This is a genomic window from Psychrobium sp. MM17-31 (assembly GCF_022347785.1).
Lineage (GTDB): Bacteria > Pseudomonadota > Gammaproteobacteria > Enterobacterales > Psychrobiaceae > Psychrobium.
Genome location: NZ_JAKRGA010000001.1, coordinates 695,640 through 717,438 on the forward strand (window position 1 = coordinate 695,640; position 21,799 = coordinate 717,438).

Sequence of the window (21,799 nt, forward strand, 5' to 3'; positions counted from 1 at the left end):
CTTGCACACCCAATTTATTCAATGAGTTGTGAGACAGATTGATCTGTTTTCTGTTGTAGATAGTGCCACAGCGTCTTAACTCGTAATAACTCCATTCTGTCACGCGGCGCTGCTATCCAAAATTGACGCATTATATCCAAAGTATTTGGTAAAACTTCGACCAGTCCTTGTTTTCGATTAGCGAGGAAGCACGGCAAAATTGCAATGCCCATACCGCTTTCTACCGCTGTTGCCTGTGCAATAACACTAGTGCTTCTAAAACGCGGCGTAATATGAGGTAAAAACTGCTCCAAGTAACACAGCTGACGGCTAAAAATAAGATCGTCGACATAACCTATCATGTCGTGATTAACCAGTGATTCCATATTGTTGACTGCGCCGCGACGAGTGAGGTAATTCTCACTGGCGTAGAGTTTTAAACGATAATCACACAGTTTAGCAACGACTAAAGATTCACTGGTCGGCTTATCGATAGTAATCGCAATGTCTGCTTCGTGATGCGCCAGTTTAACGGAGCGCTGCAGTGGCAAAAGCTCAATATTGATTTGCTGATGCTCATCCATAAATTCAGGCAACTGACTGGCAATAAAATAGTTACCAAAGGCATCTGTGGTTCCTAAACGGATATCACCATATTGCTGTAAATTCTTGCCTTGCAATAATTCAATGGCACTTTGGGTTTTTTGCTCCATTTCGAGGGCGGTTTGCAATAATTTGCTACCGTGTTGCGTCAATTTATGACCTTGATTTTCTCGGGTGAACAACTGAGTTCCCAAGGCTGACTCCAACTTATGAAGGCGACGGGAAACCGTAGAAGAGTCAATTCCAAGGCGCTTTGATGCGCCTGTGAGCGTTTCACTTTTCGCCACTTCCAAAAATATTTTTAAGTCTTCCCAATTCATTATTGCTACTAACGTATTAACCATTGCATATTTGCAAGACTGCCTTGCATCAACATCTATTGTCAAGGATTAAACTGCTAGCTATGCTGGCTAGATACTTACAAATATAACTATAGGAAGATCCTCCATGACTATTCGCCGCATCCCGATGCTTATTAATGGTGAGCACGTTCAATCAACCACAGATCGTTGGTTAGATGTTTTAAATCCAGCTAATCAAGAAGTGGTAGCACAAGTGCCACTAGCAACATTAGAAGAAGTTGACGGTGCCATTGAAAATGCTCACGCCGCATTCCAGTCGTGGAAAAAAGTCTCTCTGGGTCAGCGCATGCGTATCATGCTTAAACTTCAGCAACTCATTCGCGAGAACACGTCAAAGCTTGCTGAGTTAATTACTTTAGAGCACGGTAAAACGCTGCCAGATGCCGAAGGTGAAGTAGCGCGCGGTTTAGAAGTTGTTGAACACGCTTGTTCAATAACCTCTCTAGCGCTTGGCGAAATGGCCAACAATGTTGCAGGTCACATTGACGTTCACACCTTGAAAAAGCCACTAGGTGTTGGCGCAGGTATCACCGCATTTAACTTCCCAGTAATGCTACCTTGTTTTATGTTCCCACTAGCACTAGCGACTGGTAACACCTTCGTTTTAAAACCGTCTGAACAAGATCCTTCATCGTCGCTATTCCTTGCAGAGCTTGCACTGGAAGCTGGTATCCCAGCTGGTGTCCTTAATGTTGTGCACGGCGGGCCAGAAGTTGCTGATCGTTTGTGTTCTCACCCACTAATTAAAGCGGTTTCATTTATCGGTTCGAGCCATGTCGGTAAACACATTTACGAACGCGCAAGCCATTACGACAAACGCGCACAATGTATGATGGGAGCGAAAAACCACTGTATCATCATGCCTGATTGTGACAAAGAACAAGCGATTAACAACATTCTAGGCGCAGCCTATGGCGCAGCTGGCCAGCGTTGTATGGCAAACTCAGTTGTTATTTTAGTGGGTAAAACACAAGAATGGCTTGAAGAAATTGCCCAGCGCAGTCACGAAATGAAAGTTGGCCCTGGTAGCGATCGCAGTGCAGATTTAGGTCCTGTTATTACGCCTGCCGCGAAAAACCGTATTACCGGCCTCATCACTAGCGGTGTCGATCAAGGTGCAACCTTAATGGTTGATGGCCGTGATTGCGTGGTAGACGGCTACGAAAGCGGCAACTTCGTTGGCCCAACCATGTTTAGTGATGTTAAAACTGACATGGATATTTACACTCAAGAGATTTTCGGCCCAGTATTATTAGTACTTAATGCCGATACTTTTGAAGAGGCAATTGAGATCCTAAACGCTAATCCAAACGGAAACGGTGCATCAATCTTTACTAACTCAGGTTACTACGCGCAGCGTTTTGAAAACGAAGCCGATGCCGGTCAACTTGGTATTAATATTCCAATTCCAGTACCAGTAGCTTACTTTAGCTTTACTGGCTCACGCGCCTCTAAACTTGGTGATTTAGGACCAAATGGTAAACAAGCAATTGCGTTCTGGACCCAAACCAAAACAGTATCTACTCGCTGGTTTGCCCCGGGTGAAGATGCTGGTGAAGTTAACACGACAATTACCATGAAGTAATAACTTAGTCCAATCAATAAAAAGGCCCGCTAATCATATGATTAGCGGGCCTTTGTTTTGAAATGAACGATTACTTCACAATCTTCATTTCTTCAATCAGATTATCAGCACCGTATTGCTCCATTAACCACAACATGTAACGCACATCAACATGAATAGCGCGAGTAATACGTGGGTTAAAGTACCAATCTTTAGTGATTGACTCATATGTTGAATCGAAGTTTAAGCCAACTAATTCACCGCGAGCATTCATAACTGGCGAGCCAGAGTTACCACCTGTAGTATCAGCGCTTGATAAGAAGTTAACTGGTACAGAGTTAAACTCGTTTAAGATCTTCTCGTGACAACCAAACAGCTTACAATGCCACTTCGATGGGAATTGTTTCTCCACATACTTTTGTGCGTAACTGCCGTAGTCGCGATCATTAATCGCTTTAACGATTGTCTCAGGGGCATCAAACGGGAATACACCTGTTGCTTTAGCCGCTAACCCTTCAAGTGACGTAAATGGTGTTTTGTATACGCCGTCTACCGCTGGGTAACCGTCGACTGTGCCGAACGTTACACGCAGGGTGCCGTTCGCATCTGGGTATACAGGCTTACCAAGGCTACGATTGAATGCAATAATCGCTTTCATGTACTCAGGACGTACTTGCGCTAATTGACCAGCCATTTCTTTATCTTGTGCTTCGCGTTTCATGTTTGAGTCGTAAAGCGCTACGGCTAGCTTAATAAAGGCATCGTCGGAGTTTTCAAAATCAGCCACCGATTTGCCAACCCACGCTAAGCGCGTGTCGTAATCAGCCAGTGAAGACTTAGCGTAGATTGCTGCCAATTTATCGTGAATTTGTGCATCAGTCATATCCGCAGTCAAACCTAGGGCTTTATTAAATGCTTCAATTGTTACTGCGTCACCTTGCTTGAGGTATTCGCTGATGTACATCGTCCACAATGCTAGATCAACATTGGCATCGAAACGCGTTTTAAGACGTTTAAGGCCAGATTTAATGCGATTGATATCGCGCGCTTGATACCCTGCCTCACGCTCGCTATCTGGTTTTTGGCTTTCTTTGGCTAAACGATAAAGCGTATTTGCACTGCGCAATAAGCTAGAGCTTGCAGCATATCTAGCATAGAAGGCGCGCTTCGCATTAGCTTGGTTTTGCTCGATTAACTTAGATAGCTCACCGTGGGTGAGTGAATATTGCTGACGTGATTTATCTTGAGCAATCCAATTTAATAGATCTTGCTCTTGCTTAAGCTTGATACCGTGAATGTCAGTCACTTTAAAACCATCCATTAATCCCATGCGTTTTTTCATGCGATTGTTGATGCTTTTAACAGTTGAAGAATATTTCACTTCAAGTGCTGGATTGCCTTTAGTGGCATCGGCAATGGTAGCAAGGGTTTTGTTGTACATATCAACTTGGGCAGGATAGCTCCAGCTACCGGCAAAATCGATTTCACTAGCCAGCTTATAACGGCTAGTGCTGCCTGGGTAACCCGCTAAAATAATACCGTCACCTTTCTTAACACCATCGCGGTTTACCGTAAGGTATGACTTTGGCTTAAATGGCACATTGTCTTTGCTGTAGTTGGCGCTTTTACCATCTTTATCAACATATGCACGCAAGAACGTAAAATCAGCAGTATGACGTGGGTATTCGAAATTATCGATATCGCCACCGAAGTTACCTAATGAATCAGGTGGCGCGTAGACTAGACGCACATCTTTGATCATAAGCTGTTTTAACAAGAAATATTCCATGCCGTGATGGAATGAACGTACGCTACAGCGATAGTCATCACTGGTCTCACAAGCTTTAACTAGTGCTTTGCGTTTGCTAGCAATGGCATCAAATCGCGCTTTCCCCGTTAGTTCACCTAAATCGCCAACCACTTTATCGGTAACATCGGTCACTTCTTCGGTGATGTAAACGCGTTGACGCGGGCCGCCTGATAATTCTTCAGCCATTGATTTGGCCAAAAACCCCTTCTTGATTAGGTTATTTTCTGGCGTTGAGTTATTAGCGATAGCGCCATAAGCACAGTGATGGTTAGTCACTACCAAACCATTTGGCGATACGAAAGAAGCAGAACAACCGCCTAAACCAACAACGGCATTGAGCGGATATTGATCAAGTGAAGACACTTGCTCGGCCGATAATTCCATACCGATGCGATCAAATTCGCTTTGCAGTTTTTTAATTTGATGAGGTTGCCATTGACCTTCATCAGCGATGGCACCAAACGCAGTAAGCGCGGCGGCCAGTGAGATAATTTTTTTCATTATTGTTATCCAAGCTTATTTGAAATGAGCGGGCGCTATTCTACGACAAACCAAAATAAAATACTCCAAACTCGAATTGTAAATTGTATAAAAAGATTGCAAAGATCATTTTTTAGATCTAAAGTGATATCAAAATGACATCACATACAAATTACTTTATAAGACGGAGGTGGATTATGAAAACACATACCACGGAAAAAGCAGGCTGGAGCATGAGCGGTTATCCAATTGTTGGATTACTAGTTCTTAATATTGCAATCTTCTTAACGGCGATGATTAATATCGACGGAGAGCAAAAACTTTTCTTTATTGCGCTGCTCCCGTTAAGCATCTTTATCGGTGTTGGCTTCTATATGGTTCATCCAAAGCAAGCCCGCGTGCAGCTGCTATTCGGTAAATACCAAGGCACAGATACCAATACCGGACTGCGTTGGTCGAATCCTTTGTATATCAAAGACAAAGTTTCCCTGCGTGTGCGTAACTTTGAAAGTGATAAACTCAAAGTTAACGATCAGCTCGGTAACCCAATTCAAATTGCCTCGGTCGTAGTGTGGGAAGTGGTTGATAGCGCAGAAGCGTTATTTGAAGTAGACGATTACGAAAGCTTTGTTAGCATTCAGTCTGAAGCGGCGTTGCGTAATCTAGCAACCAACTACCCTTATGATCAGCACGACGGTGAAGAGCAAGTATCATTGCGCTCGCACGCTAATCTAGTTGCAGGCGCACTAAAAGAAGAGATTCAATCTCGCTTAGCAAAAGCCGGTGTAAAAGTTATTGAAGCGCGTATTAGTCACCTCGCCTATGCGCCAGAGATTGCCAGCGCGATGTTGCAACGCCAACAAGCAGCTGCGATAATCGCCGCCCGCGAACGCATCGTAGAAGGTGCAGTAGGCATGGTTGAACTAGCGTTAAACCGCTTAAGCGAGAAAGAGCTGGTTGAGCTAGACGAAGAACGCAAAGCAGCCATGGTCAGTAATTTATTAGTGGTGTTGTGTTCAGACAAGAATACGCAACCTGTTGTGAACACTGGCTCACTATATAACTAATTAGGAACTAATCATGACCAAACGCAAAGCCTATCCCCTGCGTATCAACGAGGATATCTTAGCGGCAGTGCAGCGTTGGGCTGATGATGAACTTCGCAGTGCTAATGCACAGATAGAATATATTTTACGCCAAGCGTTAGTGAAAAGCGGCCGGGTAAAATTAGTTGATAAGGTAATTACTGAAGTTGTTGATACAACAGAGCAAAATAAAGAGAAGTAATACCATGCAAACAAAAAACCACTGCCTAGGCAGTGGTTTTTCTTATCAAATGTTTAGCGACTGCTATTGAATTCGAGTCACCTTATAACCCGCTTTTTTGAGCAAGGTCGGCATACCAAATTCGCCAGCCATATGGGCGGCGCCCACTACAACAAAAGTTTGTGTTTTACCATCAAAGATTTTGCTCAATGGTGCCACCCAGTTTTTGTTGCGTTTAACTAACATTTCATCAAATTGTTTCGGCGTCATTTGCTCCGCCATCAATTTATCTAAACCAGCCATGTCGCCCTTTTTCCAAAAATCGATCAGCTTTAGCGCTTCACTATCAGGCAGCTCAAGCAACTCTAATAGCATTTTCTCATCATTGAAAGTACGTGCCAGCATATCGACCTGAAACTGCATGGTTTCAAGTTCAATCAGTGGCATATTTTTCATTTTAGCGCGGGCAATAAACAGTGGATCAACGCCATATTGTGGTGCAAGCTGCGCTTTCAAATACGGCAGTAAGCTAATAATAGTAGATGCGGCCCACGGTTTCATTGGCTCAATAGATGCCATAGGCATACCATTTTTGGCGAAATAGGCCGATAGCTTTTCATAAGTGGCAGGCGATAAGGTTGTTTTTAACGTTTGCCCCTTTGGCAACATCATTTGCTGTTGCATCGCCATCGCTTTAACAGGATCGGTGGCATCAACTTCAATCACTAGCTGCTTTGATTGGGCAAAGCCATCCATAATTTCTTTTGATAACGGGTACCATTTACTGTCGCCAATATGAATAGAGCCAAGCATATAGCTGGTTGTGCCATTGTGTTCAACTTTCCAAAATGCTGGTTTTGCACCATTTGCTAATGTGGCTAATGAGAAGGTCGCGAGAATTAACACGACAAATGTTTGTTTAATCAGTTTGCTAAACAACATACTTATTCCTTGTATAAAAAATTGAAGTGCCACTGTAAAGCATCCATAAAAAAAGCACCATCACTAAAGTGTGATGATGCTTTTAAATACGAAATTTTCAATTTAGCTATTTCAAGCGGATACCGTCTTTTTCGACGCTTATCGCCCCAGCTTTTAGCAAATTACCGATAGATTGCTTAAATTTCTTTTTACTTACTCCGAATAAACGGGAAATAATTTCGGGTGAACTCTTATCACTAACATGGCTAAAGCCATCGTTTTGCTTTAAGAATTTAATGATTTTATTCGCCAATTCATCGTTGTGAGAGTAACCAGGCTTTTCTAGAAGCAGGTCAATTTTGTCATCCTCGCGCACACGATTGATATAGGCTTTGGTTTTATAACCAACGCGTAACTCTTTAAATACTTCATTGCGATACAACACGCCCCAATGTGCGCCATTGATGGCCGCTTTATAACCAATGTCGGTGTGATCGACAATGACAATATCCACTTGTTGATGTGGTTTGTAATTAACTGGCTCACGATGTAAACGCTTGTCGAGCTTAGTTGAAGCAACAATGCGATTACTAACATCAACATACAGCAGCACGAGGTATGATTTACCCTCTTCCATGCGCTCTGTTTGCTCAGCAAATGGCACTAATAGCTCTTTCTCTAAGCCCCAATCAAGGAAGGCACCAATACTAGTAACGGCACTTGCCTTAAGGCTAGCGATTTCACCAACCTGCGCTTTAGGTGTTTTTAAGGTGGCAATTAATCGATCTTCAGAATCTTTATAGATAAAGGCATCAACTTCATCATCAACAGCTAACAAAGATTCTACCGCGCTATTTGGCAGTAAGATTTCACCGAGATCTTGACCATCGAGGTAGTAACCAAACTCAACTTCTTTGACAACCGTTAACGTATTAATGCGCCCCAGTTTAACTAAACCGCGTAGACGTGAGCCTCTTAACCTTGACATGCTTGCTCCTGCGGTACAAAACGCTCGCTTAAATAAGCGTTAATATCAGATGATTCATACATCCACTGCACTTCGCCATTGTCTTTTTCAATGCGTAGGCAAGGTACTTTTGGTGAACCACCTTCGCTAAGTAATTCTTCTTTAAAAGGTGATGTTTTAGCGTCACGTAACTCAACGTTTAACGACAATCGCTTCATTTGACGACGTACTTTGACACAAAATGGACATGCAGCAAATTGATACAGCGTCATTGATTTGGTTTGTGCATCAACGTTAGCCTGTGTATCAGCGTCGCGCTTTAAACCACGTGGAGAGAAAATAAAGTTAAGCAGCAAGATGATGCGGCCCAAGATCCAACGAACAATAAACATGTCTAAACCTCAAGAGTAAAATTGGCGGCGATGATAACACACTCACCGCTGGATCTCACTGGCAGTTTACGGGAGTTGTGACACTTGTTTTACGATAGACTGCCCGAGTTGAGAAACCAGTTTATCTAAGGTCGCAACGGCATGGCTGTAACCATCTTCATTGAGATCTTTTTGCAAACTAAAATCGTGCTGTGAAATTACCTTATCGTCGTGATAAAGCTTGTATTTACCGGCAAATTTCACCGTAGAATCAAAACTTGGATAAAACTTCTCAACATAAATTTCCACACTGTAGCATTTGGCTTGTTCACGGCAACGGGTAAAGTAATGGTCGTCGGCGCGGATCTCACTCTGCGCGTTATTAATATCATTGATTAAACTGCGACTAATACCTTTATCAATTGGCTCCGCCCACAACTGATAACGAGTAGCGATAAGCTCGCCCCCTTCACCTTCAAACACAATATTTGACTGCTTGAGATAATCGACGACCGCAACGCGCTTAATGAGTAATTGTTTGGCATCGAAATTAACTTCCGCGCTTTGCGGGCCACTTGAGAGCTGAAAAATGTTGACTGATTGCGTCACCGATTGACAGCCAACAAGTAACACGACTCCTAAACTAACTAGGATTTTTTTCATGGTTTATTTTCCTTTTGGCTGTGGATCTGACGCCATCTGACCTTTAAAGATCAGCGAATTCGGCTTATTGTTGAGCTCTTTAATCAGCGGCTGAATATCACGCATTAATTGCTGGAATTGCGACAAGCTCTGCTCTAACTCGCCGTATACCGGCGCCTGCTGGTTATAACTTTCAAGCGTTTTACTCAGCTGTTCCAATGTTTGGTTAACCGACTGTGGAATTGCCTGTGTCTCTTGGGCGCTGATTAGCTTCTTAACCTCGGCTACCGCCTCATTCAGACCTGCCATAGTGTCATTGGCACTGGCTAACATCTCGTTTATGTTATCAACCGTCACCTCGATTGGCATTGATGAGAACTTATCGAGGATCGCAAAGACTTTCTCTTCAATCTGTGCCAAAGAGCCTGCCATTGATGGCATAACAGGCCACGACTGATAAGTCTCTTCGCGATAACTGTTGCTATCAAGCACGTAATAATCGAGATCGACAAATAAACTGCCCGTCAGCAAGGAACCTGATTTTAGAGTGGCTCGCAGTCCCTGTTTAGTCCACTTATCAATGTATGATGAAATCAACTCGATAGAGTTTTCGTCATCAGGAAGGCCTAAGCGCGCAGGTTCAAACTTAATTAGTACAGGAATACGGCGCTCATTGCTGGCCAAAATATCCATGGTCAGGGTGCTATCAATTTTAGCCACAGTGCCGACGCGAATGCCGCGATATTCTACAGGAGCACCAACGTCCAATCCGCGAATAGAGTCCTCAAACATCACTACAAACTCTTTGGCTTGATATTGTCGACTCTCATACACACTGTCTGCATCGGGGTATAAAACATGTGGCTTATCGAGATTGATACTATCGCCAAGCGGTAAATCTACCGGAACGTCGAAAGTTACACCGCCACTAATGATAGATTCAAGCGAGCCTAAATTAACTTTAATTCCCTGTGTTGTCGCATTAAAATCAACGCCACTGCTATTCCAGAAATAGGTATTTTCCGTTAGCAATTCGTTATAAGGCGCCTTAACAAAAATCTGATAATGTACTTTGCGATTTTTGATATCGAAGGTTGATTTTTCAACTCGTCCCACCTCAAAACCGCGATATAGCACCGGCTCACCGATGGATAATGAATCCCCTTGCTCACTCACTAAATCAAGTCGCGTTCCAGGAATACCAATAGCGGTAATAGGCTCTTGTTCCAAGCCAACAAATTCATCGGCAAGTACTTCACTCTCGCCAGGTACAAACTCAATATAGGAGCCCGACATCAAGGTGCTCAATCCAGAAACACCACCATTACCAATGCGCGGCTTAACGACCCAAAAATTCGCATCCTCGGTCAGCATATCTGCCACTTGTTGGTCGAGCTGAATATGCGCAATAACGCCGCTGTCGTGGAGCCTAACCGCTTTGACAAAACCAATATCGACATTGAGAGTTTTAACGCGAGTTTTCCCAGCTTCCAGCCCCTCAGCGTTGGCGAACGTAATAGTTATCGCCGGACCGCGATTAACATAGGTATCAATAACCATCCACGAAGCAATGGCGATGGCTAAAAATGGAATAAGCCATACCTTAGAAATGCGATTATGGGTCTTAATTTCTGCCATCATCGGCGGTGATGATTGTGTTTCACTCATTGATAAGTCTCATCGTTAATTGGCCTATTGTTGGCATTTTCTATCGTAATCATCCCACAATACACGTGGGTCGAAAGATTTGGCGGCTATCATGGTTAATATTACCGAGCCCGCAAAGGCAATGGTCCCCGTGCCCGGCTGTACATTGAGTAAGTGATCGAGCTGTATTAAAGCAACTAAAATTGCTACAACAAAAATATCCACCATCGACCAGCGTCCGATTAGCTCAGTCATTCGATACAACTTTAATCGTTTAGCAGGGCAAAGCATGCCAGAGAAATATACCGAAAAACACAACAGAAACAAAATGATAAATTTAATTATCGGTACTAATACACTGGCGACAAAGACCACAATAGCAATGGGCTCAGAACCGTCTTTCCACAGCACAATAATGCCACCAACTATTGTATTGTGCTCAACTTGCCCTAGCTTCTCAGTCACCATCATCGGCCACAAATTTGCTGGAATATATAGTAGTAATGCCGTAACTAAATACGCCAAAGTCACCTGTAAATTATTGGGCTTACGCAAATGCAATTCGGTTTGACAACGGGGGCAAGTTCCCAGTTCAACGGGCGAGACCAAACTGCATGAGTGACAATTTGCTAAGCCTTGGCTAGCTGCCGATTGACGACAATAATCTTTCATCGATGCGCCTCATCTATCCAATGCCAAAATTGATAGCGGTCTACCAAACTAAGGACCTTGGCATAACAAAAACAAAACACTGCATAGGCCCAAAACGACCAGCCTAAATCCATTTGCGCAATGGTCACCAACTTAACCAAGCTAACCAAAATGCCCACTAAAAACACTTCTACCATCGCCCACGGCATCATCACAAAAATCAATCTCAACATCGATGTTTGCGCCCAGCAGCCAATGCCCGTTTTCACCGAGCCGATAAATAACACAATCAGCAGCAAAATAAGCGCAGGAAGAACGAAGATAAAAAACAATACTAAAACGGCCAGCACTTTGTAGTCGTCAAAATACATATTTATGGCGCTTTGCCATAAATCAATCTGACTGACATTGCCACCGAGGTTAAAAGTCATCAAGCTAAACTGGGTAGTCAAAAATAGTAGAATGAGTCCCGTAATTGCAAAGGAAAACAACTGATTAATATTACTGTGATGAAGACGGGTGATCTTATGATTGCAACGAGGACACAGCGCGCACTCTCCTTCTTTAACTTGAGGAGGCGCCATTAATAAATCACAGTGGTGACAAGCGATAACTTGTTCTGAAGACATTCAATTCCCGCGTCGTATTATCGAAAAGTAAAGATTCAAAAGAAATTCAATAAACTCAACCTGCCACTATGCCAGCTAAACGCTGTCGTGTAACTGAATTTTTTGCCTAAATTGACTTAAATCATTACCACAAATTTAGTGCGAATAATAAATCGCCAATCAGCAAAAATGGCTATTGACACTATGGAACTAACGTGACAATTATAGAGTCACACTTCAAGACAAACCACACAGGAGATATCCAGTTAGTTCTCGTTTTTAAACCACAAAAGGAATATCAATATATGTACAAAGTAAACATCAGTGGTCAACATGTTACAGTTTCAGACGAAGTAGCCAGTTACGTAAAAGATTCAATTTCAAGCTTAGAAAGATTTAGCGATCAAATCACTAGCGTGAATGTTAATTTCACAACCGAAAAACACGACACACATAAAATTATTGCCGAAGCGCAAATTCATATTCCAGGTGCCGATATTTTTGCAACATCAACAGCAGACCGTAGCATGTCAAGTGCCGTAGACGGCATGATGAGCAAACTAGAAAATCAAATGCGCAAACACAAAAGCAAAATGCTAGACAAAGCTCATTCAGGCAACAAGTCATTTGTTGAAACCGATGAAGAGCGCGCAAAACAAGACGAGTTTAATGCCTTGGCAGACCGAGGTGTAGTAACTGAATAAGTGAAGGGATAAATTCACTAGCAAAAACTAAAAAGGCTGACTTATTTATTAAGTCAGCCTTTTTGCTTTTTGGTGCAAGTTAATCGGAATTAGTATTACTGCTTGTAACGACCGATGCGCTCAAAATCAAACTTCATTTTCAGCTCTTTGATTTTTAACCCTTTACGCGCTCCTGTTATCACCATGCCGCGAGGCGTATCTTTAGCAAGGAGTAAATACTCTTTCTTTATCTCAAAGAACATTTGGTCTTTGTTTTGACGCCAATCGGTAGGATAAAGCCATAGACGGTCACAATCTTCATGCCACTCAACTTCTACATAAGCTGGTGTTTCATTTTCCACATCTTCGAGTACTTTAAACACCAAGCCGTTATAGGCACAAATTTCGCCATCACATTTTTCGTTGTAATAGGTAAACAATTTACCGCGAAAAACGTATTCAGCTTCAAACATCGCCTCTAAAAACATAGCATCTAGCGCTTGTTCACTTGGCGCGATTTCTGGCATCGGGCAGAAATTTTTCTTATCTTCAGCAAAGCTGCTCGCAGACAATGTCATCATTAGCAAGCACATCGATTTGATTAGTTTTTTCAATGGAAAAGTCCAATTCAATTAACACTTGAGCAATTATAAACTATTGCAGGGAGAAACTTCATAAAGAATTATGATTAGCTAACACTACTTAAATCGGGGATTAACGAGGACAACACACCTTCTAATTGTCCCAAGCCTTCTTCCGTTGCCATTTCAATTTCTTCCGGTGACAGACTCAGCTCGGTGTGAATTTCGTCGATAGCACTTTGGTTTTTTACCACGGCATTAAAGGAACCTAACGACGTAAGTCCCGGAAAGTGTTGACCCGCAATTTTATTGGCCAGACAAATAACTCTCGCCTCTTGCACAAAATGTTCGCTTTTCTCAGGCTCGTGATGATGGGCAACGATTTGTGTTAGCCACTGCGGTAAGTTCCACGCTTTACACAGTGCTTCACCCACTTGGTGGTTGTCAAAACCAAGCACTTTGCGCTCAGCCACATGTGGCTCAACCCCCAATTTAGACACCAATTCACAGATTTTCATTGCTTTAGTGCCAAGCAAATTGAAGTAAATTAACTGCCCGACGTCATGTAATAACCCAGCAATATGTAAGCGCTCACTGTTTGGCAAATAACAATAGAGTCCAATTCTTCGCGCCAGCAAGCCAGTTAATACGCTGTGGCGCCAGAAGGCTTCCATATTGATTTCACCGCCGGCTAGCTTTGACATCGCCTCAACCACAGCGGCGGTTAAGATAAGATCGCGGAACTTATTTTGGCCAATAATAGAAATGGCGTGATCTAAACGTTCAATTTTACGCGGTAAGCTATAAAACGCGCTATTTACTAGACGTAACACCGCCATCGTCATCCCAGGATCCGTACTGACCACCTTCGCCAAAGCAGCCGAGTCTGTCACTTCCTGCTCTAATAGATGGCAACACTTATGGTATGCCTGAGGTAGAGATGGCAGCGAATTAACTTTATCGACGAGTAAATTAAAGTCCATTTATATGATCTATCGGTACTTAGTAGGATGTTTGTATTAAAAATGGTAACACAACAATTCGTTAAAATTAAAACCTGAGCCTGTTAATTGGATCTAACTTATTCAAATTAAGAAGAAAGTGGTATGCCACTGTGAAACTTAAAATCTGGATCTGCGCTTAAAATTAGCTCAGCCTCCACTTCACCAAAAAAGCGAATACGTTCACTAATATCTTTGCCTGCCACCATTTCAGCTAAAGCTAAATAATCTTGGTAATGGCGCGCTTCACTGCGTAATAACGAGGTATAGAATTTATTAAGATCATCATCGAGTAGCGGTGCTATCTTGGCAAACCGCTCACATGAGCGTGCTTCGATATAAGCCCCGATAATAAGCTTATCGATAAGCGTATTCGGCTCGTGAGTTATAACGTGCTTCATCATGCCTTTGGCGTAGCGACCTGCGCGAATATTGCGATACTCAATACCACGCTGTTCCATAATTTCTAACACTTGATAAAAGTGATGTAACTCTTCTTTAATGAGAAGCATCATTTTGTCCACCAGAGATTGCGCAAATGGATCGTCGCTATTGGCCACCACTTTTTTTAGTGGCGGGTTGTACTTAGCCAACTCCTCCATAGACCCCACTTTTTTATAGACATACTGTTCGTAAGGTTCGAACCACTTCATCACCACATCACAGCTCGATTTATCAAGCGCATATTTACGCATCAAAAACATCGCTGTTTGACCTGCTTTTAATTCACACATCAAATGATCCAGCAACAGCTCTGGTAAATTTTCCGGCTTAACGGCTTCTTGTACCCATTCATCGGGAGTTTGACAGTGTAAAAAGTTTAAAATTGGCGCAAGTAATTGTTGATTCGACACTTTGACCTCAAGCGGCTAAAAATTTTGGGCGCATAGTATCACGCCACGTTGAGTTATTCATTGATCTAAATAGCTGTCTTAACCAAAAGTAGATAGGCAATTACTAGTAATTGCCCCATTCCTTTAATACAATCGGCAAGCTAGTTGATTAAGTCACCTATTTAGCTATTCCTGAACTGCCGATTGATTGGAGCCGAGAAATGCCAAAACATTTGCGTCATGGGAGCTATCGTATAAAAGTCGTCGATCGCGTAATAATTAGCGAATCTTTCGGTAGCTGGAACGATATCACCATTAAACACTTTGTCGCCGAATACAAACAAAAAGCGGCGCCACTGTTAGATGCTCCGTGGGCGGGTCTTGTAGACGTTAGTCAATGGCAATTAGCCACGCAAGAAGCAGAAGTCTTTGCCAAAGAATTCGAGCAATGGTGTAAAACCAATCACCGCACTCACATTGCCATTGTTGGCAGCAATGCCATGGTCGATTTTCAACTTAACCGCTCAGGCTTAAAAGCCATGCCAAATCAAATTACCGTTAATCACTTTAACAACCAAGCACAGGCGCTAGACTGGCTAGCTGACTCCGGTTTCTTATTAGAAGATACTCGCTCAACGATATAATCAAATAAACTAAACAATTTTGATGCATCCTTACTCACTTTGATGTTTAATAGACGGCCAGACGTCTGTAACTTGTAAGGAAAGAGCATGAAACCTGATACTCGTTTAATTGATAGCGGTCGCGAACAAAAGTGGACCCAAGGCGGTGTTAACCCCGTTCTACAACGCGCTTCAACCGTTGTGTTTGACAGTGTGAAAGACATGAAACACGCCACAGCTAAGCGAGCTGGCGATACGCTGTTTTACGGACGTCGCGGCACTACAACTACCTTTGCCCTTTCCCAAGCGATGACAGAGCTTGAAGGCGGCGCGGGGTGTGCTCTTTATCCTTGTGGCACAGCGGCGATTACCAGTGCATTACTATCTTTTTTAAAGCAAGGCGATCACCTATTAATGGTAGATACCGCATATGAACCTACACGGGCGTTTTGCGACAACATGCTCAAAAACCTTGGCATTGAAACGACCTATTACGATCCACTGATTGGCAGCGACATTAAAACCCTCATCCAGCCCAATACCAAGGTCTTGTTCTTGGAATCGCCTGGCTCAAATACCATGGAAATTCAAGACGTACCAACGTTATCTAAGATCGCTCACCAACACGATATCACGGTTATTCTCGACAATACTTGGGGCAGTGGTTTACTGTTTAAGCCGTTTGATTACGGTGTAGATATCTCTGTACAAGCCGCCACCAAATACATCGTTGGCCATTCCGATGCCATGCTTGGCACAGCAACCGCCAACGAAAAACACTGGCCGACGTTACGTGAAAATAGCTACTTGTTAGGTCAATGCGCTGCGCCAGATGATTGCTACATGGCACTACGCGGTATTCGCACGTTGTCCGTGCGCATGAAACAGCATCAGGATAGCGCGCTAAAAGTCGCTCACTGGCTTAAAGAACAAGCCATAGTTAAAACCGTATTCCACCCAGCATTTGAAGAATGTCCGGGGCACGAGTTCTATAAACGCGATTTCAGTGGTTCAAATGGCTTATTCTCCTTTGTTGTAAATTGTGATGACGAAGCGAAAATTGTCGCCATGTTAGATAGCATGCAACACTTTAAAATGGGCTTTAGCTGGGGTGGATTTGAAAGTTTGATCCTACCGGTTAACGGTTTGGACAGATTGCGAACGGCTAAGCCTTGGACGGAATCAAATCGACTGATTCGCGTGCATATTGGGCTTGAAGATGTTGATGATCTCATCAGTGATCTTGCGCAAGGTTTGGCCAAGCTCGCATAATTGCCAAGCTGCCAAAACATTCCCTATCCAAAGGCGTAGAACTCATCTAAACTACGCCTTTTTTATGACTGAACCTCTTCAATATGGCAACAACTGAGGGCGCTAAACAGCCTTTTTTCATTCTTATCTTACTCGTAATCTTTAGCCCAATTGCCATTGATATTTATTTGCCAGCACTGCCGCAAATAGCCAGCGATTTAGTCATTAGCAATGCGCTAGCGCAAGACACCATAACCTGGTTTATTTTTAGTCTTGGTTTAGGACAACTCTTTGCTGGGCCATTAGCGGATCGCTATGGCCGTAGACCCGTCGCACTTACTGGCATCGCCATCTACATTAGCTGTTCAGTCATTGCCTACCTAGCACAGAGCATCGATTTATTGCTACTTACAAGACTGTGCCAAGGATTCGGAGCCTGCGCTACCTCAGTCGCTGCTTTTGCTTGTGTTCGCGATAGCTTTGGCCCTGAGCGCAGTGGCAGAATGATCAGCTATCTCAATGGCGCTATCTGTTTTATTCCAGCCCTCGCGCCTATTCTAGGTAGCTGGCTTACTAGTGAATTTGGCTGGCGCAGCAACTTTAGCTTTATGGTGATTTTCGGGATAATCAGCTTGTTGTTGATCGGGTTCAACATGAAAGAAACTCGCCCTAGCGATACGCATGTCAGTAAAAACCTACTTAGTTGGCAGCGTTATAAAAGCGTACTTTATCATCCAACCTTTCTGTTCCACGCCATTATGTGCCTGCTGGCGATGGCGGTGATTTTGGCTTATGTAACATCCGCCCCAGTTTATCTTATGGATCAACTTGGTTTAACCATGGCGCAATTTACGTGGTGGTTTGGCATTAACGCCGTATTTAACATTGCCGCCAGTCTACTAGCACCAAAGCTGATGGATAAAATTGGTACTTTTAAAGCGCTTGCACTAGGGCTTTTCAGCTTAGTCTTTGCCGGACTATTAATGATAGGCCTGCAAAGCTTTAACACCGCTTGGGCGTTTATGATTCCGATTATTGGCTCATCGATTGGTTTTGCGCTGGTATTGGGGGCAAGTGCTGGTAAAGCTCTAGCACCATTTGGCGATCGCGCAGGCACGGCAGCGGCATTACTTGGCTTAATTCAAATGAGTGGTGCGGGATTACTGGTGGGCTTAATGCAGCGCAGCCCGCTCAATGATGTGGACTTACTTAGCGTGCACATGCTGTTATTGCTGCCGTGTTTATTCTTGCTTTACAGCAAACTCGGCAAGGCATGGCATTTTATTAAATAGCCAGAGCTCGGTTAAATAACGCTATTCCACACGCAGGGTTTGCCATGCGCGGCAAGCTTGTTTGAACTTTGCTGCGTCGCCACCAGCGCGATCGGGGTGATGTTGCAACGCCAGTTTGCGCCAGCGCTTGCGAATATCTCGCGGCGTAGCATCACTTTCTAAACCAAAAACCTGCAACGCTTGTTCGCGCCCGACTGCTGGTGATGTCTCGCCAATATAGTTATTATATTTGTGCCAAAATGATTTGAGCATTTCCCTAATCAAATCGCCGCTGGTGTCGTAATTTTCCCAGTCCAGATAATAGTCCCGCAATGCCGCATCGTGTTGTAACTCTAATTCAACGTGAGACGGCACAGAGCGCGATAGAAAAATATCCATTGCTTGAACTTGCAACCATTGATTAGGTAATAACATCAATTGCAATTGATAAAGAGCATTCATGGTAAGGAAATTGCGCTTAAACAAATCTTTGTTTTCATCTTCGTCAAGCGATTGCAACAGCCCCTTCTCTCGCAAAGCCGTTACTAAATAGTGCACTTTCCAGTGCTGCGGCTGTTCTTCCAATAGGCTTAAAAGAGGCCAAGTTAGCGGATTATCGTGGCTGTTTGCCTTGAGTAAGAGCTCGGTAATAGGTGAGTGTTTAGCGATGTCCATATTCATAAAAAATCTAACCGAGTTCCTGATTACTAAGTAAACTAATCCTAATCAATTGTGACCGATAACACAATTGATTACAAAGAGGCTATTGGCATTATTTACTATCAGAGTAGACTCATTCAAAACAACCTAAAATGAGAACACTATGTTTAAATCCCTTGCCCAGCTCTTTTCTCATGTTAACCAGCAGGCGCCAGCTCCCGTGGTTGGTTTAGAATTAGCGATGGCTGTATTACTCTATGAAGTAGCTGCCGCTGACGATTGCATAAAACCTGCCGAAGAAAATGCAATGCTCGCGTTGTTCAAAACCAGTTTTTCACTTGACGAATACGCCGCACAAGCCATGTTAGATGAGGCCAAAACTCATCAACACAACGCCGTATCACTACAAGAATTCACTCATATTCTGCGCCAACACCTTGATCGCCCACAGCGCGTTCACTTTTTGTATGAACTATGGCAAGTGGCCAATTCAGATGATGATATCGATGTTAACGAAGAGCACATCATTCGCCGCATCAGCGATTTGCTCTATTTAAATCACAGTGATTTTATTCAGGCCAAATTAAAAGTTATCGAATAGTCATAACTCTCCACGTATAATTGGCGCCATTGAAGATCAACGACTTAGTTTATGACTGCCGCTAGCCAACACGGATTTTTACTCACTCAGCAAGCCTTAGATATCGGCGGCAAGCCCGTCATATCATGCTGGCTTGCCACGCCGAGCGGCCCAATAAAATTAACTATCGACGGGCAGCAACCCGTCTTTTTCATTGCCACCAATCAAGTAGCAAACGCACAACAAGCATTGCGCGACGAAGGGATCGACGTTCAATTCAAATCCCTCACCATGCAAACCTTCGATTTACAGCCCGTTACGGCGTTGTATTTCAACAATATTAGCGATTCACGCAGTGCCAGCTATTTACTAAAACAAGCACTAATAATGACCTATGAGAGCGATTTCCGCCTCGATCAGCGCTATTTAATGGAACGCTTTATTTGCGGCGGCATTGAGTTTCAAGGCCAACCGATTAGCCACCCCGAATACACCGAATATCGCAACGTTAAGATCCGTCCAAGTCAATACAAGCCGACGTTATCGGTGCTGTCATTAGATATCGAATGTAGTGAAAAAGGTGTGCTTTATTCCATTGGTCTTCACGCGCCAAGCTATCAAAAGGTCATTATGGTCGGTGAGCCACAACAGAGCCATGATTACATTGAGTGGGTAGAAAACGAAGCTGCTCTGCTCGAAGCCCTCGAAATCGCTATTAACAAGCAAGATCCCGATATTATCATCGGCTGGAACGTCATTAATTTCGATTTTAGGTTACTGATCAAACGCGCCCAATACCACGGCAAAAAACTCCGTCTTGGTCGCGGTCAAAGCTTTGCGTTGTGGCGAGAATCTAACACCGACAACAACGGTTATATCACCCTACCCGGCCGCGTGGTCATTGACGGCATTGACGCCCTTAAAACTGCCACCTATCAATTTGCCAGTTTCAGTTTAGATTTTGTGGCCAATGAATTATTAAACCGAGGTAAACTGGTTGAAAACGTCCATGATCGAATGGCGGAAATTAATCATAACTTTAAGCATGACAAACCAGCGCTTGCCGCCTATAACCTTGAAGATTGCGCCTTAGTAAACGAAATTTTCGCCCACACTGGCTTACTTGAATTTCTCATTTTCCGCAGCCAATTGACCGGATTATTACTCGATCGCGTCGGCGGCTCGGTGGCTGCTTTTACCAACCTCTATTTGCCCAAATTACATCGCGCAGGGTACATTGCGCCTAACTTGCCGCCCGATGGAGGCCTTGCCAGCCCCGGTGGCTATGTCATGGATTCGGTGCCGGGTCTGTACGACAACGTATTGGTGTTGGATTTTAAGAGTCTATATCCGTCAATCATTCGCACATTTAAAGTTGATCCCATGGGCATGGTAGAAGGCCTTAACAATCCCGAAGTTGCTATCGATGGCTTTAAAAAAGCCAAGTTCTCACGCGATAAACACTTTCTACCGCAAATCATCACCGATTTATGGCAACAACGAGATCAAGCCAAAAAAGACAACGACAACCCGCGCTCACAAGCCATTAAGATTCTAATGAGTTCGTTTTACGGCGTATTAGGCTCTGGCGGCTGCCGCTTCTACGATACGCGCCTTGCTAGCTCGATAACGATGCGCGGTCACCAGATTATTCAGCAAACAGCACAGTGGATAGAAGAAAAGCATCAAGTGATCTACGGCGATACCGATTCTGTTTTTGTGTTGGTTGGCGAAGGCTACACCAGTGAACAAGCCAATCAAATCGGCATTGATTTAGCGCGCGATATCAACCAGCGCTGGATCGATAAACTGCGCAGTGATTTCGACATCGATTGCCACATGGAGTTAGAGTTTGAAACCCTGTATCAGCGCTTTGTGATGCCGACGATCCGCGGCTCAGAACAAGGCAGTAAAAAACGCTACGCGGGCATGCTGTATACATCGCAAGGCAATAAGCTGGTGTTTAAAGGATTGGAAAGTGTGCGCTCTGATTGGACACAGCTTGCCCGCGATGTCCAACAAGCGGTTTATCAATTAGTGTTTGATGGCGAAGATCCTAAAGATTACATCTTAAATATCATCGAACAAGTTAAACAAGGTCAACACGACGACAAACTCGTCTACACCAAACGTCTACGCCGTGAATTAGCGCAATACGTTAAAAACGTGCCACCGCAAGTAAAAGCCGCCCGCCTTGCCGACGAGAAAAACAAAGCGCTGGGTAGACCACTGCAATATCAGCGCAAAGGAAGCATTAGTTATTTGATAACGTTAAATGGGCCTGAGCCCGTGGATTATTTGGAAACTACTATCGATTATGAGCATTACATCGAAAAACAAATTGCGCCAATAGTGGATGGGATCTTACCCTTTATTGGCACAAGCTACGCACAAATTACCGATGTGCAGATGGGACTATTTTAGCATAGAGCAGATCTAAAATAG

Annotated in this window: 22 protein-coding genes; 9 read left to right on the top strand and 13 right to left on the bottom strand. The window is 43.6% G+C overall.

The features are described from left to right. Window positions 1-14 precede the first annotated feature (14 nt). The gene (locus tag MHM98_RS03055; protein WP_239437764.1) at window positions 15-902 is read right to left on the bottom strand and encodes a LysR family transcriptional regulator; all 888 of its coding nucleotides are present in this window, start codon (window positions 900-902) and stop codon (window positions 15-17) included. A 133-nt stretch (window positions 903-1,035) separates the two neighbouring features. Between MHM98_RS03055 and MHM98_RS03060 the strand changes: the two genes are divergently transcribed. After that, complete coding sequence (locus MHM98_RS03060) at window positions 1,036-2,529, top strand: CoA-acylating methylmalonate-semialdehyde dehydrogenase (protein WP_239438056.1); 1,494 nt, start codon at window positions 1,036-1,038, stop codon at window positions 2,527-2,529. Between the two features lie 70 nt (window positions 2,530-2,599). Here MHM98_RS03060 and MHM98_RS03065 read toward each other — a convergent pair whose 3' ends face one another. Then, the gene (locus MHM98_RS03065) at window positions 2,600-4,819 is read right to left on the bottom strand and encodes a S46 family peptidase (protein ID WP_239437765.1); all 2,220 of its coding nucleotides are present in this window, start codon (window positions 4,817-4,819) and stop codon (window positions 2,600-2,602) included. Between the two features lie 176 nt (window positions 4,820-4,995). On the opposite strand from MHM98_RS03065, the gene MHM98_RS03070 reads away from it, so the two are divergent. Together MHM98_RS03070 and MHM98_RS03075 are read left to right on the top strand one after the other, a co-directional pair. After that, on the top strand, window positions 4,996-5,865 hold the full coding sequence (locus tag MHM98_RS03070; protein ID WP_239437766.1) for an SPFH domain-containing protein: 870 nt from the start codon (window positions 4,996-4,998) through the stop codon (window positions 5,863-5,865). Window positions 5,866-5,878: 13 nt separating this feature from the next. Then, window positions 5,879-6,085, top strand: a complete 207-nt coding sequence (locus MHM98_RS03075) for a hypothetical protein (RefSeq protein WP_239437767.1) — start codon at window positions 5,879-5,881, stop codon at window positions 6,083-6,085. Between the two features lie 63 nt (window positions 6,086-6,148). Here the strand turns inward: MHM98_RS03075 and MHM98_RS03080 are convergent, their stop codons facing one another. The 7 genes from MHM98_RS03080 to MHM98_RS03110 all read right to left on the bottom strand — a co-directional run bounded on the left by MHM98_RS03080 (window position 6,149) and on the right by MHM98_RS03110 (window position 11,892). Further along, the gene (locus tag MHM98_RS03080; RefSeq protein ID WP_239437768.1) at window positions 6,149-7,006 is read right to left on the bottom strand and encodes a TraB/GumN family protein; all 858 of its coding nucleotides are present in this window, start codon (window positions 7,004-7,006) and stop codon (window positions 6,149-6,151) included. Window positions 7,007-7,112: 106 nt separating this feature from the next. After that, window positions 7,113-7,973, bottom strand: a complete 861-nt coding sequence (locus MHM98_RS03085; RefSeq protein ID WP_239437769.1) for a S1-like domain-containing RNA-binding protein — start codon at window positions 7,971-7,973, stop codon at window positions 7,113-7,115. Beyond that, on the bottom strand, window positions 7,961-8,344 hold the full coding sequence (locus MHM98_RS03090; protein WP_239437770.1) for a glutaredoxin domain-containing protein: 384 nt from the start codon (window positions 8,342-8,344) through the stop codon (window positions 7,961-7,963). The genes MHM98_RS03085 and MHM98_RS03090 overlap by 13 nt, the downstream gene beginning before the upstream one ends. Window positions 8,345-8,410: 66 nt before the next feature. Continuing rightward, window positions 8,411-8,986: a PqiC family protein gene (locus tag MHM98_RS03095; protein ID WP_239437771.1), complete on the bottom strand. Its 576-nt coding sequence runs from the start codon at window positions 8,984-8,986 to the stop codon at window positions 8,411-8,413. A 3-nt stretch (window positions 8,987-8,989) separates the two neighbouring features. Next, entirely contained in the window at window positions 8,990-10,633 is a 1,644-nt protein-coding gene (gene pqiB / locus MHM98_RS03100; protein ID WP_239437772.1) for an intermembrane transport protein PqiB, read from the bottom strand. Between the two features lie 24 nt (window positions 10,634-10,657). Further along, window positions 10,658-11,284, bottom strand: a complete 627-nt coding sequence (locus MHM98_RS03105) for a paraquat-inducible protein A (protein WP_239437773.1) — start codon at window positions 11,282-11,284, stop codon at window positions 10,658-10,660. Then, entirely contained in the window at window positions 11,281-11,892 is a 612-nt protein-coding gene (locus tag MHM98_RS03110) for a paraquat-inducible protein A (protein ID WP_239437774.1), read from the bottom strand. The genes MHM98_RS03105 and MHM98_RS03110 overlap by 4 nt, the downstream gene beginning before the upstream one ends. Before the next feature lie 284 nt (window positions 11,893-12,176). Here MHM98_RS03110 and raiA point away from each other — a divergent pair, with 284 nt between their 5' ends. After that, the gene (gene raiA, locus MHM98_RS03115; protein WP_239437775.1) at window positions 12,177-12,575 is read left to right on the top strand and encodes a ribosome-associated translation inhibitor RaiA; all 399 of its coding nucleotides are present in this window, start codon (window positions 12,177-12,179) and stop codon (window positions 12,573-12,575) included. A gap of 95 nt (window positions 12,576-12,670) precedes the next feature. Here raiA and MHM98_RS03120 read toward each other — a convergent pair whose 3' ends face one another. From MHM98_RS03120 to MHM98_RS03130, 3 genes are all read right to left on the bottom strand, one after another. Continuing rightward, the gene (locus MHM98_RS03120) at window positions 12,671-13,168 is read right to left on the bottom strand and encodes a hypothetical protein (protein WP_239437776.1); all 498 of its coding nucleotides are present in this window, start codon (window positions 13,166-13,168) and stop codon (window positions 12,671-12,673) included. A gap of 74 nt (window positions 13,169-13,242) precedes the next feature. Beyond that, window positions 13,243-14,118, bottom strand: a complete 876-nt coding sequence (locus tag MHM98_RS03125) for an HDOD domain-containing protein (RefSeq protein ID WP_239437777.1) — start codon at window positions 14,116-14,118, stop codon at window positions 13,243-13,245. Window positions 14,119-14,225: 107 nt separating this feature from the next. Continuing rightward, window positions 14,226-14,990: a tRNA isopentenyl-2-thiomethyl-A-37 hydroxylase MiaE gene (locus MHM98_RS03130; RefSeq protein WP_239437778.1), complete on the bottom strand. Its 765-nt coding sequence runs from the start codon at window positions 14,988-14,990 to the stop codon at window positions 14,226-14,228. A 200-nt stretch (window positions 14,991-15,190) separates the two neighbouring features. On the opposite strand from MHM98_RS03130, the gene MHM98_RS03135 reads away from it, so the two are divergent. The 3 genes from MHM98_RS03135 to MHM98_RS03145 all read left to right on the top strand — a co-directional run bounded on the left by MHM98_RS03135 (window position 15,191) and on the right by MHM98_RS03145 (window position 18,135). Next, window positions 15,191-15,613 (top strand): hypothetical protein, encoded by a 423-nt coding sequence (locus MHM98_RS03135; protein ID WP_239437779.1) that lies wholly within the window; start codon window positions 15,191-15,193, stop codon window positions 15,611-15,613. An 87-nt stretch (window positions 15,614-15,700) separates the two neighbouring features. Next, entirely contained in the window at window positions 15,701-16,864 is a 1,164-nt protein-coding gene (locus tag MHM98_RS03140) for a cystathionine beta-lyase (RefSeq protein WP_239437780.1), read from the top strand. Window positions 16,865-16,947: 83 nt separating this feature from the next. Beyond that, entirely contained in the window at window positions 16,948-18,135 is a 1,188-nt protein-coding gene (locus MHM98_RS03145) for a multidrug effflux MFS transporter (RefSeq protein ID WP_239437781.1), read from the top strand. 21 nt (window positions 18,136-18,156) lie between these two features. Here the strand turns inward: MHM98_RS03145 and MHM98_RS03150 are convergent, their stop codons facing one another. Continuing rightward, entirely contained in the window at window positions 18,157-18,795 is a 639-nt protein-coding gene (locus MHM98_RS03150) for a DNA-J related domain-containing protein (protein ID WP_239437782.1), read from the bottom strand. A 142-nt stretch (window positions 18,796-18,937) separates the two neighbouring features. Here MHM98_RS03150 and MHM98_RS03155 point away from each other — a divergent pair, with 142 nt between their 5' ends. Both MHM98_RS03155 and MHM98_RS03160 read left to right on the top strand, forming a co-directional pair. After that, window positions 18,938-19,375, top strand: coding sequence for a TerB family tellurite resistance protein (locus MHM98_RS03155; protein ID WP_239437783.1), 438 nt, complete (start codon window positions 18,938-18,940; stop codon window positions 19,373-19,375). Window positions 19,376-19,426: 51 nt separating this feature from the next. Next, complete coding sequence (locus tag MHM98_RS03160; protein WP_239437784.1) at window positions 19,427-21,778, top strand: DNA polymerase II; 2,352 nt, start codon at window positions 19,427-19,429, stop codon at window positions 21,776-21,778. Window positions 21,779-21,799: the final 21 nt, after the last annotated feature.

What these genes read in the sequence shown, in the direction of transcription:
- MHM98_RS03145 (WP_239437781.1), top strand. Translation starts at nt 16,948, where the DNA reads ATGGCAACAACTGAGGGCGCTAAACAGCCTTTTTTCATTCTTATCTTA.
- MHM98_RS03075 (WP_239437767.1), top strand. Translation starts at nt 5,879, where the DNA reads ATGACCAAACGCAAAGCCTATCCCCTGCGTATCAACGAGGATATCTTA.
- raiA (WP_239437775.1), top strand. Translation starts at nt 12,177, where the DNA reads ATGTACAAAGTAAACATCAGTGGTCAACATGTTACAGTTTCAGACGAA.
- MHM98_RS03150 (WP_239437782.1), bottom strand. Translation starts at nt 18,795, where the DNA reads ATGAATATGGACATCGCTAAACACTCACCTATTACCGAGCTCTTACTC.
- MHM98_RS03085 (WP_239437769.1), bottom strand. Translation starts at nt 7,973, where the DNA reads ATGTCAAGGTTAAGAGGCTCACGTCTACGCGGTTTAGTTAAACTGGGG.
- MHM98_RS03160 (WP_239437784.1), top strand. Translation starts at nt 19,427, where the DNA reads ATGACTGCCGCTAGCCAACACGGATTTTTACTCACTCAGCAAGCCTTA.
- MHM98_RS03105 (WP_239437773.1), bottom strand. Translation starts at nt 11,284, where the DNA reads ATGAAAGATTATTGTCGTCAATCGGCAGCTAGCCAAGGCTTAGCAAAT.
- MHM98_RS03070 (WP_239437766.1), top strand. Translation starts at nt 4,996, where the DNA reads ATGAAAACACATACCACGGAAAAAGCAGGCTGGAGCATGAGCGGTTAT.
- MHM98_RS03055 (WP_239437764.1), bottom strand. Translation starts at nt 902, where the DNA reads ATGAATTGGGAAGACTTAAAAATATTTTTGGAAGTGGCGAAAAGTGAA.
- MHM98_RS03155 (WP_239437783.1), top strand. Translation starts at nt 18,938, where the DNA reads ATGTTTAAATCCCTTGCCCAGCTCTTTTCTCATGTTAACCAGCAGGCG.
- MHM98_RS03095 (WP_239437771.1), bottom strand. Translation starts at nt 8,986, where the DNA reads ATGAAAAAAATCCTAGTTAGTTTAGGAGTCGTGTTACTTGTTGGCTGT.
- MHM98_RS03140 (WP_239437780.1), top strand. Translation starts at nt 15,701, where the DNA reads ATGAAACCTGATACTCGTTTAATTGATAGCGGTCGCGAACAAAAGTGG.
- MHM98_RS03125 (WP_239437777.1), bottom strand. Translation starts at nt 14,118, where the DNA reads ATGGACTTTAATTTACTCGTCGATAAAGTTAATTCGCTGCCATCTCTA.
- MHM98_RS03135 (WP_239437779.1), top strand. Translation starts at nt 15,191, where the DNA reads ATGCCAAAACATTTGCGTCATGGGAGCTATCGTATAAAAGTCGTCGAT.
- MHM98_RS03080 (WP_239437768.1), bottom strand. Translation starts at nt 7,006, where the DNA reads ATGTTGTTTAGCAAACTGATTAAACAAACATTTGTCGTGTTAATTCTC.
- pqiB (WP_239437772.1), bottom strand. Translation starts at nt 10,633, where the DNA reads ATGAGTGAAACACAATCATCACCGCCGATGATGGCAGAAATTAAGACC.
- MHM98_RS03090 (WP_239437770.1), bottom strand. Translation starts at nt 8,344, where the DNA reads ATGTTTATTGTTCGTTGGATCTTGGGCCGCATCATCTTGCTGCTTAAC.
- MHM98_RS03110 (WP_239437774.1), bottom strand. Translation starts at nt 11,892, where the DNA reads ATGTCTTCAGAACAAGTTATCGCTTGTCACCACTGTGATTTATTAATG.
- MHM98_RS03065 (WP_239437765.1), bottom strand. Translation starts at nt 4,819, where the DNA reads ATGAAAAAAATTATCTCACTGGCCGCCGCGCTTACTGCGTTTGGTGCC.